We start from the raw sequence: 14,972 nt of genomic DNA, 5'->3' as shown, positions 1-14,972 counted from the left end.
ATAAAAGGATATGACAACAGGTTCAATGAATGCCGCAGTGATGGCAAAGCCACTCGATATGGAAGTAAAACAAATCAACATTCCGGAGCCCAAGGAAGATGAAGCATTAATCAAAGTGTATTGCATTGGTGTCTGTGGTTCAGATGTCCATTATTATGAACATGGAAAAATCGGCCGTTATGTCGTAAAAGAGCCGATTATTCTAGGACATGAATTAGCCGGAGAAGTTGTAAAGGTAGGAGATTCTGTTACCAATGTATCCGTAGGCGACCGAGTAGCAGTAGAACCAGGGGTCACTTGTGGAAGATGTGATTATTGTAAGTCGGGAAGATATAATTTATGTCCTGATGTTGTGTTTTTGGCCACCCCGCCAGTGGATGGTGCTTGGGCTGAGTATATCGCGATTCGAAGCGATATGCTGTTTAAATTGCCAGACACCATGAGTTATGAGGAAGGTGCCTTGCTTGAGCCGTTATCAGTAGGTTTTCATGCGATGAATCGCGGAAAGGTGACACAAGCAGACCGCGTATTTATCAGCGGACTCGGTCCAATTGGCTTACTTGCCATTCAGGCAGCAAAAATGTTTGGTGTTACAGAGATTTATGCCAGTGATGTGGTTCCTTTTCGCAGAGAACTAGCTCTGGAAATGGGAGTAACGGATGTGCTTGATCCGCTTAATGAAAATGTGAAAGAGCGGCTTGAAGAACGAACTGGTGGAAAAGGTATTACCGTCGTTGTAGAATCATCGGGGAATCAAAGGGCTATTTCGGATACCGTAAAAGTGGTCAATCGTGGCGGAAGAATTGTTTTCGTTGGAATGCCAACCACAAATGAAATTCCCCTTGATATCAATCAGTTAATTGATGGAGAAATTGATGTTTATGGTCTTTTTCGCTATGCCAACACCTATCCTGCGGCCATTCAGGCGTTAGGTAAATCTGATTGTGATATTGAAAAAGTGATTACACATAAGTATGCGCTAAGTGACATCAAGGAAGCCGTGGAGATGGCTAGGACACAAAAGGATACCAGCATCAAGATTATGATTTATCCAGATAAGAAAAATGTATAGGCGGCTGTAATCAATTTAACTATCGAAAAGAGGGAATTTTATGGCTAATATAGATCAAGTTGCAGAGAAAAATATACTCGGTACGAATGTCATTGCTCAAATTGGAATCCTTGTTCATGATATTGAAAAAACCAGTCAAGCGTATGCTGATTTCTTTGGTGTGAAAAATCCGGGCTGGAGTCATACTGATGCGGTGGATAAAGCCGAGACAGAATATAAAGGGAATTCAACCGAAGCACGTGCCAAACTCGCCTTCTTTGATATGGGGTCTCTTCAATTAGAATTAATTGAACCAGACCAGCATCCAAGTACATGGAGAGAATACCTCGACGAGCATGGTGAAGGTCCGCATCATATTGCTTTCATTATAAAAGGGATGAAAGAAAAAATTACTCTGATGGAAAGAAACCAAATGCCCTTAATGCAAAAAGGCGAGTACACAGGAGGAAGGTATGCATACATGGATACCTTTAAGGATTTAAAAATTATTTTAGAGCTATTAGAAAATGACAATTAAAAGAGACTCCCAATTAAATTTTGCAGGCAGGTGATTATAAGATGAGGATTTTAATAACAGGTGCCAATCGAGGCTTAGGATTGGCGCTCGCCAAATTAGGGGCAGAAAAAGGACATCATATTGTTGCAGGAGTTAGAGATCCAGAACAAGGAAGAGAAAAATTATCTGATCTTGAATTCTCAAAGTCTATTACGATTGTTCCATTAGATGTGACAAAGGAAGATTCTGTACTACAAGCTGCCAATTTTGTCAAAGAGCAATTTGGAACCATTGACGCCATTATTAATAATGCTGGAATCCTGTTGGGACGGGATGAAAAAATAGAAGATTTAGACTTGGATCAAGTTCAAGTATCCTTTGATATCAATCTGTTTGGTCCAATGAGAGTCGTCAAACATTTCCTTCCTTTATTGTTATTGGGCGACAGTTCATCCATTATCAATATTTCTTCTGAAGCGGGAAGTATTGCAAACGCTTATGGTGGAGATTATGCTTATGCTGCATCTAAAACCGCCCTTAATATGTTTTCTCAACAATTGAGTAAATATGTGAATGAGAAAAATATTCAGGTTTATGCTGTTCATCCTGGATGGATCAAGACAGATATGGGTGGAATAAATGCCCCAGGAAATCCTGATGATACGGCAAAAGGAATTTTCAATCTTATTGAACAAAGACCGGCAGTTGAAAGTAAATACGTTTTTATCGATTATAAAGGAAATCCGATGCCTATTTAATTAAACAAATTTTTGTGAGGGATAGCGAATGGTGAAATTGCTGGCTATTTTAGGAGATTATTATCACCCGGCAGAGTGGGCGAAAGAGTCGCTTGAGGAGGCGGTTCGTACCAATTTCGGACGTGAAGAGGTTCAACTCGTTTTTGGATCCTATGAAACTTTAAAACACGAGCTTTTAGACCAGCCAGATGGAGTGATTCTTTTTAAGGAGAATCGCTTAAATCCGACGGATGAACTCGTAAGGGATTGGATGACAGAGGATCTTGCTTCAGAGATTACTAGATATGTACAAAAAGGCGGAGGCTGGTTGGCTTGGCACTCTGGATTAGCGTCCTATTCTTCTGAAAGCGGCTACACCAAGATGTTAAGAGGATCATTTCTTTATCATCCAGAAAAGCATCAGGTTGTAAAGTATTCTACCATAGAAAAAAATTCATTCCTTCCAGGTCCTTCTTTCTTTGAATTTTCGGATGAACATTATTTCGTCCAATGTGATGAGGCTAATACCAATGTCTTTTTACAATCGGAATCCATTGATGGCCAAGCTGTGGCGGGATGGTCACATTCTTTGGGGAAGGAAGGGTATGTTGTTTAACACCCGCCCATACCAAACAGGGTCTGTTGAATCAAGAATTTTTGAACGTTTTGGGAAACTGTATCAATTGGATTGTCTCTAAGTAAGCTTGCTAAAATTTTGTTAAAGAATCAAATAGAGCTGGCCAAACAAGTCAGCTCTATTTAAAAGTAAATCTAGTAAGAGGTGAATAAACCTAAACATGAATAAAAAATTACTTTTTAATGATGGCTGGGAATTTACAAAAAGCGGTCTTGACGTGCCTGATAGTTCCGGTCTAACATTTGAACCTGTTGATTTGCCCCATGATTGGCTTATCTATAATACCAGAAATCTATATGAAAACAGTATCGGATGGTATCGTAAGAGATTTACCTTTTCCAGCGAAGGCAAGCAGGTCCTCTTATGCTTTGATGGTGTGTATATGGATTCTTCGCTTTATGTGAATCAACAGTATATAGGCGAATGGAAGTATGGATATTCATCATTTGAACATGAGATCACAGACACCCTTGTGGAAGGGGAAAATGAGATTCTCGTCAAAGTGGTGCATCAAAGTCCGAATAGCAGATGGTACTCGGGAGCTGGTATTTATCGGAATGTCTGGTTAAAAACAAGAGAAGTAAACCATATTGTAACGGATGGTATTTACATAACAACCAAACAGAATGAGGATGGCTGGCAGGTTAAAGTAGATACTGAAATGAACCTTGCTGAAGATGTGCAGCTCACTCATACGATTATGTATCAGGATAAAATCATAGCCTCATCTGCAGAGAAGATTGCTGCAGGAGGTCATTCCCGTTTACATAATCAACAAAGTCTATTGGTAGAAAATCCGAAGGTTTGGAGCACGGACGAGCCAAATCTTTATCAGCTGATTACTCAATTAACGCCCATTAATACAGATGAAGAAGTCGAATCTGTTTCACAGAATATTGGATTTCGGACCATTACCCTGGATCCCAACCAAGGTTTCAAATTAAACGGTAAAAAGATGAAATTAAATGGGGTTTGTGAACATCATGATTTAGGAGCTTTAGGTGCCGCATTTAATAAAACGGCCTTAAAGAGAAGATTTACGATATTAAAAGAAATGGGTGTTAATGCAATCCGGACCGCCCATAATATGCCTGCAAAAGAATGGATGGACTTAGCCGATGAAATGGGATTCCTGATTGTCTCGGAGGCCTTTGATATGTGGGAAAGATCCAAAACACGATATGATTACGCTAGATTTTTCAAAGATTGGGCTCTAAAGGACATTAAAAGCTGGGTCATGCGTGATCGGAATCATCCAAGTCTATTGATGTGGAGTATTGGAAATGAAATTTATGATACCCATGCAGATGAAAGAGGGCAAGAGATAACTAGAATGCTCATAGATGAGGTGCGAAAATATGATCCAAACGAAAATGCCAGGGTAACCATTGGATCCAACTATATGCCGTGGGAAAACGCGCAAAAGTGTGCGGATCTGGTAAAGGTTGCCGGCTATAACTATGGAGAAAAATATTATCAAAAACATCATGACGAGCACCCGGAATGGATCATCTATGGCAGTGAGACTGCTTCTGTCGTGCAAAGCAGGGGAATCTATCATTTTCCATTTGAAAAATCGATATTGGCAGATGATGACGAACAATGTTCCGCCCTTGGAAATAGTTCTACGAGCTGGGGAGCTAAATCTGCGGAAGCCTGTATCCTTGCTGAAAGAGATACACCTTTCTCCCTTGGCCAATTTATATGGACGGGATTTGACTATATCGGGGAGCCTACCCCGTACCATACGAAAAACTCTTATTTTGGTCAGATTGATACGGCTACTTTTAAGAAGGATTCCTATTACATTTATCAATCAGTATGGACAGATTACAAGACAAAGCCGATGGTTCATATTTTGCCTTATTGGGATTTTAATAAAGGACAAATGATTGATGTACGAGTCTGTTCGAATGCACCGAAAATTGAACTTCAATTCAATGGAACGACCATCGGAACCCATGAAATTGACCATGAACATGGGACACAGCTTGCTGGCTGGTGGAAAATTCCTTATGAAGAAGGGGAATTAAAAGCGATCGCCTTTGATGAAGCAGGCAGCATCATTGCAACCGATGTAAAGAAATCCTTTGGAGATGCAAAAAAAATCAGTTTGCACGCCGACAAGAAGCAGCTAATTGCCAATGGTACGGACTTAATTTTTGTCGAAATTAGCATGGAAGATGAGAATGGGACTCTAGTGGAGAATGCTAACAATCGGGTGCGCGTGGATGTGACAGGAGCTGCCCGCTTGATTGGCCTTGATAATGGGGACAGTACCGACTATGACCAATATAAAGGGGTAAGCAGAAGATTATTCAGCGGCAAGCTAATGGCCATCATCGGAGCGACACTAGAATCCGGAACGATTCAGCTTGAGGTTTCTTCCGAAGGTTTAGAAAGCCAGAAAGTAGAATTTGAGGCTTTACCGGTAAAAGATGACCTGGTCGAAGGGATTTCTGCAGATACGAGGAACCAGGACCTGCCGATTGTTATGGGCATGAGCGAAGATATCCCACTTCGCAAGATTGAAATCATCAGCGAAGACGGACAAGTGTTTGATGCATCACAAAAAGAGAGAATTGTTCGAGCAAGATTTTTCCCGGAAAATACTTCTTACCGAGAAGTAGAGTGGAGCGCAGTCAATGAAACAGGGATTGAGTCTAATATTGCCATAGTAGAAGCGTTTGGTCAGGAAGCAAAGATTACAGCATTAGGAGACGGAGAATTCCGCGTTCGTTGTACCAGTAAGAATGGTACGGACAAAACGAAATTAATCTCTCAGCTGGAATTTACGGTAGAGGGTCTTGGTACTGCCTATAAAGATCCTTATGGATTTATCTCTGCAGGACTCTATGATTATAGTAAAGGTGAAGTCGGAAACGGAAACGAAAGAGGAATAGCTACCGCTAGAGATGGTGAAACACAGGTAGGTTTTCGAGGAATTGACTTTGGAACATATGGTTCAGATATGATAACGATTCCGATTTTTGCCTTATCAAGCGAAGAGTATTCCTTGCAGATTTGGGAAGGAATGCCTGATGAAGCTGGAAGTGAGTTACTGGCGGATGTTATCTATCAAAAAGAATCCAAGTGGAATGTCTATCAAGAAGAAACGTATCAATTGTCCAAAAGACTCCAAGGTATTACTTCCATTTGTTTTGTCCTCGATAAGAAGGTCCATATTAAAGGATTTTCTTTTGAAAAGAAGAATAGGGCCTTCGAAAGAAATCTCGCTGCCGATAGTGACCATATCTATGGGGATACGTTTACAGTAAGAGAAAATAACGTTGAAGGAATCGGAAACAATGTTTCACTAGAGTTTGAACAGCTGGATTTTACCAGTGAAGGGGCAGCAAAACTTGTGATTTTTGGCAGGTCGCCAATTGATAAAAATACCATTCATATCCGCTTTGCTAACGAAGCAGGAGAATCCAATCAACTCGTTGAATTTACGCAATCGGATGACTATGAAGAGCGAATATTTGAAGTGGAAAGAATCACCGGAATACAAAAAGTGACCTTTATCTTCCTGCCGGGAAGCAATTTTGATTTTGGCTGGTTCCGTTTTGAAAGGTAGAGTATTACTCGCTCGAATTTTTTAGTAGGTCATGTAAATGGATATGGAGGGAAAATGAATGAAGCTTGTACCAGCTCAAAAACTACTATTTATTGGTGATTCCGTAACAGATTGTGAGAGAGCGAAACCTGAAGGAGAAGGGTTATTTGGTGCCTTAGGGAAAGGCTATGTATCAAATGTGGATGCACTGCTGCAGGCTGTTTATCCGGAACTGGGCATCCGAGTGGTGAACAAAGGAATCAGCGGAAATACCGTTCGCGATTTAAAGAACAGATGGCAGGAAGATGTCATTAATCAAGAACCAGACTGGTTATCGATTATGATTGGCATCAATGATGTTTGGCGGCAGTATGATACGCCTTTCATCAAAGAATGGCACGTATATGCTGACGAATATGAGGAAACTTTGCGTAAGCTTGTTACAGAAACCAAGCCACTCACAAAGGGCCTTGTCCTTATGACTCCATTTTATTTGGAAAGCAATGAACAGGACCAGATGCGGAAAACAATGGACCAATATGGACAAATCGTTCGAAAGGTGGCCGAAGAGACTGGTAGTTTATTTGTAGATACACAGGCAGCTTTTAATGAAATCTTAAAGGAGCTCTATCCGGCAACTATCGCCTGGGATCGTGTTCATCCATCGGCTGCAGGACATATGGTTTTGGCTAGGGCATTCTTGAAGGCAATCGGATTTATGTGGGATCGCTCTTAACAATATTCAATTCATTAATTTTTTGGGAGAGATGACGAAATGAATTATCGTGAATTAGGAAATACAGGGATCAAGATTAGTGAAGTCAGCTTTGGAACATGGGCGATTGGAGGATCATGGGGGAAGACTAGCGACGAGGAAGCCCTGAAATCCTTGGATTATGCGATTGGGCAAGGTGTTAATTTTTTTGATACAGCCGATGTTTACGGCGACGGTCATAGTGAAGAGCTATTGGCAAAAGCTACAAAGGGGCGCGAAGATCAAGTCCATATCGCAACGAAGTTTTGCCGTAAGGGAGATATTTTTGACCCGCAAAATTACAGCTATGAGAAAGTAAGTGCCTATTGTGAGGACAGTCTCCGCCGCCTAAAACGGGAAGCGATTGATTTGTATCAAATCCATTGCCCTGCAACTGAAATATTACGGGATGGCAGAGTATTTGGAGTACTTGATCGATTGAAGCAAGAAGGGAAAATCAAGCAATACGGGGTTAGTGTGGAAACAGTCGAAGAGGGCTTAATTTGTTTAGAAAACCCAAATGTAAAAAGCCTTCAGATTATTTTTAATATTTTCCGTCAAAAGCCATTAGAGGATTTACTTCCTGAAGCTTATAAAAAGGGAGTGGGACTTCTTGTAAGATTACCGCTTGCAAGCGGATTGCTTACAGGGAAATTTACAAGTAACCATGTGTTTGAAGCGGATGATCACCGCCGTTTTAATGAAAATGGAGAGGCTTTTAACGTGGGAGAAACGTTTGCCGGACTGGGTTTCCAAAAGGGTGTGGAATTAGCTGACCAGCTTAAATGGATAGCAGAAGGCAGAAAATCTATGGCTAGCGCCGCGCTACGCTGGATTTTAGATCAAAAAGAGATTACCTGCATCATCCCTGGATTTAAAAACGTGAAACAAGTGGAACAAAATCTGTCTGCATTGGATACCCAATCGTTTACAGAAGAAGAAAAACAGAAGCTTCAAAGTTTTTATCAGGAAAAAGTAAAGAATTCTATTAGAGGGCCTTATTAATGGTTCGGCCTCTAGAGGGGTAATCAATAGACGTTATTGTCGACCGAGCAAGAGAAAAAAGGGTACCAAGGGTAGTCAATAGACGTTAATGACTACCGAGCAGGAGAAAAAAGAGTGCGAAGGGTAGTCAATAGACGTTATTGACGACCGAGCAAGAGAAAAAAGGATTAAGTCCGTATAATTGTGTAAAAAGAAAAGGAGTCAAATTAATTCCTCTTGTCAACAATGTTAACAGCGACGAAAACAATGAGGAGGAATTAATCATGACTCAAATTCAGTTTAACCTAAATATTGATGATTTAAAAGACTATGTAATGAATTCCGATTTAAACACTGTTATTAAAGCTTCCCTTGTTCTAGTTTTAAATTCAGTGATGGAAAAAGAACGTGATGACTATTTACAGGCTGGGACTTACGAACGTACATCGGATCGTCGTGACTACCGAAATGGTTACTATGAACGGGAGTTACTGTTGAGTGTCGGTAAAATTTCCTTGAAGGTACCTCGTACGCGTAATGGAGAATTTTCGCCATCCGTATTTGAAAAATATTCCCGGTGTGATCAAGCTTTTGCCATTTCAATGCTTGAAATGGTTGTGAATGGGGTTTCTACTCGGAAGGTGAAAAATATTGTGGAACAATTATGTGGGGAGAGCGTCTCAAAATCTTTTGTTTCTTCCCTAACAGAGAAGCTAGATCCTATTGTTAACACATGGGCAAATAGACCTCTTAATACAACATATTATCCCTACATTTTTGCAGATGCCATGTACATTAAAGTTAGAGAACATCACCGTGTAGTGTCTAAGGCTGTTTATATCGCTACTGCGATTAATGAACATAACGGTCGGGAAATCCTAGGCTTAAAGGTAGATCACTCTGAGAGTTTTGAGGCTTGGCAAAGATTTTTTCAGTACCTACAATCACGAGGACTACAATCACCTAAATTAATCATTTCAGACGCACATAAAGGCCTAAAAAAGGCCATTTTGAAAGAATTTGTGGGGACTACTTGGCAACGCTGCACAGTACATTTCAAACGCAATATCTTTAATCATTTGCCAAAAAAAGACATGGATGATGTGAAAATAGGTTTAAAGAGAATATTTGATGCTGTAAAAGTTGAAGATGCTAGGGAATTCAAAGAGGAGTTTTTATTGAGTTTTGGAGAAAATCCAAAACTACAAAAGGCTATAGAAACATTAGAAGAGGGCTTCGAAGATGCCATTCAATACTTGAACCAACCTTCTAAATACCACGTATTTATTCGTAGCACGAACTCGTTAGAACGATTAAATCAAGAGGTTAGGAGAAGGGAACAAGTTATACGAATTTTTCCTAATACACAATCGGCGTTCCGATTAATAGGAGCAGTATTGATCGATATTGCAGAAGAACAAGCAAATAAAAAGGTACCTGTAGGAAATGAGTAAGCATACTATATTTGTTAGTTTCCGTTAGGGAACCGAGTTACCCTCAAATTAGAGTGCTAAAGAAAGTAGTATTAAGGTGTAGTGGATGGCCTAATTTCGAATTGACATCGAGCCTCTGCGGGCATGATGTAAAGCCAGGAAGCCAGGAGTTTAACAACCCCTGGCTTGCCCTCCAGGCTATCATGCCCGCCCCTCAATGTAAATTCGAAATAGCGTAGTCCACTTACGATAATTATGAGCGTTGCGAAAAATTTCATTGTTGATAATTTTACACAATTTAATGGACTTGACTCTTTCCATTTAATTTCGGTCGTCAATACCCTTTATTGACGACCCATTTTGTTCTTTCCATTTAATTTCGGTCGTCAACACCCTTTATTGACGACCCATTTTGTTCTTTCCATTTAACTTCGGTCGTCAACACCCTTTATTGACGACCCATTTTGTTTTTTCCATTTAACTTCGGCCGTCAATATCCTTCATTGAATCCCTATTTGTTCTTTCCAATTAATCACAATCGCCAATGTCCTTGGTATTGGATACTCTAAATGTCTTGGTATTTTCCTGCTCCCCTGTTCGAAACAGCTTTGTCTTTGAACTATTCTTTGTGATCCCCTGCCCTTGTCTGAAATCATCCTCGCAAATGCACTAAATATGGTCTATACTACTCCACTAATTCCACTTCTAACCATTTACGCACACTGTTAATAAACCAAACCTTTGAGCTTTGCTGTAAATCCGCAATCGTTAAAACTTTCTCATGAATGATCCCTTCCTTTATTAACATCTCCCGGAAGGTACCGGCAAGCAGACCGCTATTGACAGGTGGAGTCCATAATTTCCCGTCTAATTCTAAGACAAGATTACCATTCGTAAATTCTGTTAATTCTTCGTCTTTATTCCAAAGTAAGATATCAAAAACATCAGAAGGCTTAGTTAATTGAAAATCAGTATAGATTGACCGATTGGTTGTTTTGTGATAAAGAAACGTATGATCTTTATCAACCGGTTTACCGGCAAGAATAACCTTTATTGGAGTAGGCTGCGCTAATACAGGCTGCGCATCTATTGTTACTACGCCTTTCTTATTTACTAAGAGCCTTACTTTTAGCTTCCCATTGGTTCTGCTGGCGAATTGATCCAATTTCGTTTGGATACATTCAATATCAACTGAAAATCCAAAGTATTTGGCTGATTTTTTTAATCGTTCAAGGTGTTCTTTTAACAAGAAATACTTTCCATACTCCAATAGGAGGCTTTCGAGAAGCTCGAACTCTGGTCTATCTTCCTCAAGTAAACTTGCTTTTGCAAGAACCTCGTCATATTCCCCCTCAGAGGTAGAATCCCACGTAATTCCTCCCCCAACCCCATATGTAGCTATACCTGATTGCTGATCAATCAAGACTGTTCTAATTGGTACATTGAATACCGCTTCTTTATTTGGTGTTATATAACCGATTGCCCCACAATATACCTCACGCGGCTCTGGTTCCAATTCTGCAATAATTCTCATCGTGCTGACCTTTGGTGCACCGGTAATGGAGGCACAAGGAAAGAGTGCCCTAAAGATATCGATAAGCTCAGTATTTTCGGCGACTCTTCCTGTAATGGTTGAAGTCATTTGATAAACAGTCGGATAGGGCTCAATTTCATATAGCTTTGGAACTTCAACTGTCCCAAAATCCGCCACAAGGGATAAGTCATTTCTAAGCATATCTACAATCATGACATTTTCGGCCCGGTTTTTTTCAGAAAAATATAACCAACGGGCATTAGCCTCATCCTCTTCAAAGGATTTCCCCCGTTTAATAGTCCCTTTCATAGGTCGAGTGATAATGGTTTCATCCTGCAGGCGGAAAAACAATTCAGGTGATGCCGATAAAATACTATACTCTCCGGTGTTGATATAAGCACAATAATCGGAAGACTGAGCCTTTTTCAACTTCTCAAAAAAGGCAAAATCATCTCCCTCGAAATGGCTATGAAGTCGGATGGTATAGTTAGTTTGGTAGGTGTCGCCCCTCTCGATTCCGTCCTTTATCGCTTGGATTGATTGATTATATTCTTCTAAACTAACGGAAGGTTCCCAATCTGTAAGTGCATAAGTTCCTGCACTCCTAAAGCTTTGGTATTCTGGTTCAGCAAAAATACCAAACCATATTAATGGCATTGTACTTTCCTTATTGGTAATAAATGCCGCATCAAAAGCAGGTGCGCTTTCATACGATAAAAATCCAGCGGCATAGTAACCGTTATTTACTTCTTCCTGAACAAGTTTAAGACAGGGCAAAACTTCATTTATGGTTAAAGCCGCTATCACTTTAAGTGGCCTTTTAAATATAAGAGGATTAATATCACCCTCTGAATTAGCAAATTCAAAAACTAACCATGGTTCTTTACTTTTAGTATCCATCGTGACGTTCCTTTAATAATTAATTTTTTTCCACATTATAAATAGTGACAATAAATAATGTTAAAAGCAACTCTTTTTCTTTTATTTTATCTACTATTATAATATGTTAAAGAGTATCGTAAAAAAATTAAAGGAGCTTATAATATGATTAACGTTTTATTTGTGTGCCTAGGGAACATTTGCCGTTCACCTATGGCGGAAGCATTATTTCGTGACTTAGTAGAAAAAGAAAATTTGTCCGACAAAATTTCAGTGGATTCCGCTGCTACGAGCTCGTGGCATATTGGTTCTCCGCCTCATAAAGGTACCCTTGCTATTTTGAAGAAATATAACATTTCAGCAAATGATCTTGTTGGACGTCAATTAACAAAGCAGGATTTTGAGAAGTTCGATTATATAGTAGGAATGGATGATAGTAATATAACGAACATCTTCGAAATAACCGGACATCCAAAGCATCCTAAAATCCTCCGTCTGCTAGATTTAACGGAACACCAAAAGGATGTACCTGACCCATATTATACCGGGGATTTTGAAGAAACATATCAGCTGGTATCCGAAGGCTGCCAAGCATTATTGAAGAAAATTCACAACGAACATTACTAAAAATAATGGTTATCCAGCTTGTAAGTTTATGTATGTTTACTTGGATGACATATTGAATTATTGAGGTGAACTTCTTGGGGGAAAAATCAACTCGCATCTATCTACTATTTCTTTGTTTGTACGCAGTTTCTTATATGGGCAATGCCGTCTATGGTACATTTATGCCTGTCTACTTAAAAAGTATTGGTTTAAGTCAGACCTCCATTGCTACACTATTAAGCTTCGGTCCATTGGTTGCCATTCTGGCACAGCCACTGTGGGGAAGTATTGGGGATCGGGCAGAAAGTAAAAACCGAGTCCTTCAATTATTAGCTTTGGGAAGTGCTGTTTCCATATTGTTACTGCCGGTATCCAATCAGTATCTTTATTTATTGCTAATCATTTGCCTTGTCACCTTTTTTCAAACATCAATATATCCTTTAAACGACGCAATTACTTTAGAACATCTTGCTCGAACCAAATGGAATTTTGGTCCAATTCGTCTAGCAGGAACGATAGGTTTTGCAATAATGTCGGTTGCTTTTGGGATAGTGGCAAAAAAGAATATTAGTAGTATATTTATCGTTTACTCTCTTGTAATGCTGCTAACCCTTATAATCTGCACTCAATTGCCCAAAATAAAAGGGCATCAGTCTAGTAAAAACAAGGTTTCTCTACTTGTTTTATTAAAAAACCGAAAACTTATGTTGTTTATATTATTAAATTTTATCGTTCAAATTACCCTTGGGTATTATTATGCTTTTTTCCCGATTTACTTTAATCAGCTAGGTGCAGATAATAGTATGCTTGGCTGGTCTATGCTTTTCGCATCCATCAGTGAGGTTCCTTTTTTACTATTCGGCCATAAAATCATTGAGCGATTTGGTATTCCCGCTGTCTTAGTAAGTACTGCCTTTTTCGCTGGTCTGCGGTGGCTGTTCTGTTATTTTGTCCATAATCCGTATCTCCTCCTTCCGATTCAAATGCTGCATGGATTAATTTTTATCGTATTATCCGTTACGCTTGCTATCTATATAAATCAGGAGGTGCCTAAAGAACTTAAGGCCTCAGGACAAACGATGAATGGATTAATTAGTTTAGGTTTAGCTAGAATAATAGGAAGCATGGCAGGCGGGATTGCCAGCGAATATGTTGGAATGCGGGAAGTATTTTTATATAATTCCGTGGTGGCTTTTATTACCTTTATCGTTTTTATATTTATTTTCTTAAAAGAAGCCAGCGCCGTACAAAAGGCGACAGTATAGTAAGCCTTCAAAAAGACCGTTTACTTAGCTAAACGGTCTTTTTAGAATAAAATGGTCGATAAGTAAACAACCGTTGTTACTGTAATCATACTAAGTATAGTTGACATTAAAACAACCTGTGCCGCATATTCTGGATGATTTCCATACTCCAATGCGAAAAGAGCACTGTTTCGTGAGGTAGGAAAAGAGCTGGCAATAAACAACGCCTGTGCCGTCGTTCCGTCTAAATTTAATGTAGTAATAATAACCATCGCTATCAATGGAGAGAGAATTAAACGGCCAAATAAACTTAAAAACAGCGGTAGAGAAATACGACTTATTTTTATATAAGCACTTTGTGCACCAAGAGTAACTAATGCAACTGCCAAGAACGCATTCGACGTATTATGGATAGGTGTCCAAATAAAAGACGGAATTTTAACATGGCAGGAGTGCAGAATCAATCCTAATAAAAATGCATAAATCACAGGGTTTTTTAAAAATTCCTTCAACGCTTTAAAACCTCTTTGGTCGACGGAAACCGAATTAAACAATCCATAGGTATAGGTTAACAAATTTTGAAAAATCATAACAACAATCTGAATGGACGCCCCTAATGGGTTATGTTGAAAAACCAACTGACTTACTGGCAGCCCAAAGTTACCAGCATTATTTAGCACAATACTATTTTTAAAAGTGGATGACAGACCGCTATCAAACTTTGCTGTTTTTGATATCACCGCACTTATGATCATTAAACATGTACATTGGATAACTAAAAAACCAATAATATGTACCAGCGTTTCTCTGCCAACGTTATTTTGATAGATGTTCACAAAGCCTACAGCAGGCATTAGAAAATACGTATTTAATTTGGATAATGTGCTCATATCAAACTTAAACTTCCGATGCAGCAATACACCTGCTGCAATTAAAAGAAATACTGGTAAAACCACATTTAATAAAATGAGAAAAAAGACTTCCATAAGACTCTCCTATTTTTAAAAACAAAATCCAAAAGCTCCATTCAAGGAGCT

At 39.3% G+C, this 14,972-nt stretch carries 12 protein-coding genes; 10 read left to right on the top strand and 2 right to left on the bottom strand.

The features are described from left to right. The first annotated feature begins 10 nt into the window (after positions 1–10). The 8 genes from M3226_RS03970 (at position 11) to M3226_RS03935 (ending at position 9,693) form a co-directional block, all read left to right on the top strand. Positions 11–1,072, top strand: coding sequence for an NAD(P)-dependent alcohol dehydrogenase (locus M3226_RS03970; protein WP_251562806.1), 1,062 nt, complete (start codon positions 11–13; stop codon positions 1,070–1,072). 40 nt (positions 1,073–1,112) lie between these two features. Next, positions 1,113–1,589 (top strand): VOC family protein, encoded by a 477-nt coding sequence (locus M3226_RS03965; RefSeq protein WP_251562804.1) that lies wholly within the window; start codon positions 1,113–1,115, stop codon positions 1,587–1,589. A gap of 41 nt (positions 1,590–1,630) precedes the next feature. Beyond that, the gene (locus M3226_RS03960) at positions 1,631–2,326 is read left to right on the top strand and encodes an SDR family NAD(P)-dependent oxidoreductase (protein ID WP_251562802.1); all 696 of its coding nucleotides are present in this window, start codon (positions 1,631–1,633) and stop codon (positions 2,324–2,326) included. 28 nt (positions 2,327–2,354) lie between these two features. Continuing rightward, a complete protein-coding gene (locus tag M3226_RS03955) occupies positions 2,355–2,921 on the top strand; it encodes a ThuA domain-containing protein (RefSeq protein WP_251562800.1) in 567 nt (188 codons plus the stop codon). 181 nt (positions 2,922–3,102) lie between these two features. Continuing rightward, positions 3,103–6,522: a glycoside hydrolase family 2 TIM barrel-domain containing protein gene (locus M3226_RS03950; RefSeq protein ID WP_251562798.1), complete on the top strand. Its 3,420-nt coding sequence runs from the start codon at positions 3,103–3,105 to the stop codon at positions 6,520–6,522. A 58-nt stretch (positions 6,523–6,580) separates the two neighbouring features. Next, complete coding sequence (locus M3226_RS03945; RefSeq protein ID WP_251562796.1) at positions 6,581–7,237, top strand: SGNH/GDSL hydrolase family protein; 657 nt, start codon at positions 6,581–6,583, stop codon at positions 7,235–7,237. A gap of 39 nt (positions 7,238–7,276) precedes the next feature. Next, entirely contained in the window at positions 7,277–8,260 is a 984-nt protein-coding gene (locus M3226_RS03940) for an aldo/keto reductase (protein WP_251562794.1), read from the top strand. 263 nt (positions 8,261–8,523) lie between these two features. Continuing rightward, on the top strand, positions 8,524–9,693 hold the full coding sequence (locus tag M3226_RS03935; RefSeq protein WP_251562792.1) for an IS256 family transposase: 1,170 nt from the start codon (positions 8,524–8,526) through the stop codon (positions 9,691–9,693). Positions 9,694–10,357: 664 nt separating this feature from the next. Here M3226_RS03935 and pabB read toward each other — a convergent pair. Beyond that, positions 10,358–12,106, bottom strand: a complete 1,749-nt coding sequence (gene pabB / locus M3226_RS03930) for an aminodeoxychorismate synthase component I (protein ID WP_251562791.1) — start codon at positions 12,104–12,106, stop codon at positions 10,358–10,360. Positions 12,107–12,250: 144 nt separating this feature from the next. Here pabB and M3226_RS03925 point away from each other — a divergent pair, with 144 nt between their 5' ends. Both M3226_RS03925 and M3226_RS03920 read left to right on the top strand, forming a co-directional pair. Beyond that, on the top strand, positions 12,251–12,712 hold the full coding sequence (locus M3226_RS03925; protein WP_251562788.1) for a low molecular weight protein-tyrosine-phosphatase: 462 nt from the start codon (positions 12,251–12,253) through the stop codon (positions 12,710–12,712). Positions 12,713–12,786: 74 nt separating this feature from the next. After that, complete coding sequence (locus M3226_RS03920) at positions 12,787–13,956, top strand: MFS transporter (RefSeq protein WP_251562786.1); 1,170 nt, start codon at positions 12,787–12,789, stop codon at positions 13,954–13,956. Between the two features lie 41 nt (positions 13,957–13,997). On the opposite strand, the gene M3226_RS03915 is transcribed toward M3226_RS03920, so the two are convergent. Continuing rightward, positions 13,998–14,921 (bottom strand): AEC family transporter, encoded by a 924-nt coding sequence (locus tag M3226_RS03915; protein ID WP_251562784.1) that lies wholly within the window; start codon positions 14,919–14,921, stop codon positions 13,998–14,000. Positions 14,922–14,972: the final 51 nt, after the last annotated feature.

It is taken from the genome of Neobacillus cucumis (assembly GCF_023715505.1).
The sequence above is the reverse complement of the archived record's forward strand: the minus strand, read 5'-3'. Positions and strand labels throughout refer to the sequence as shown.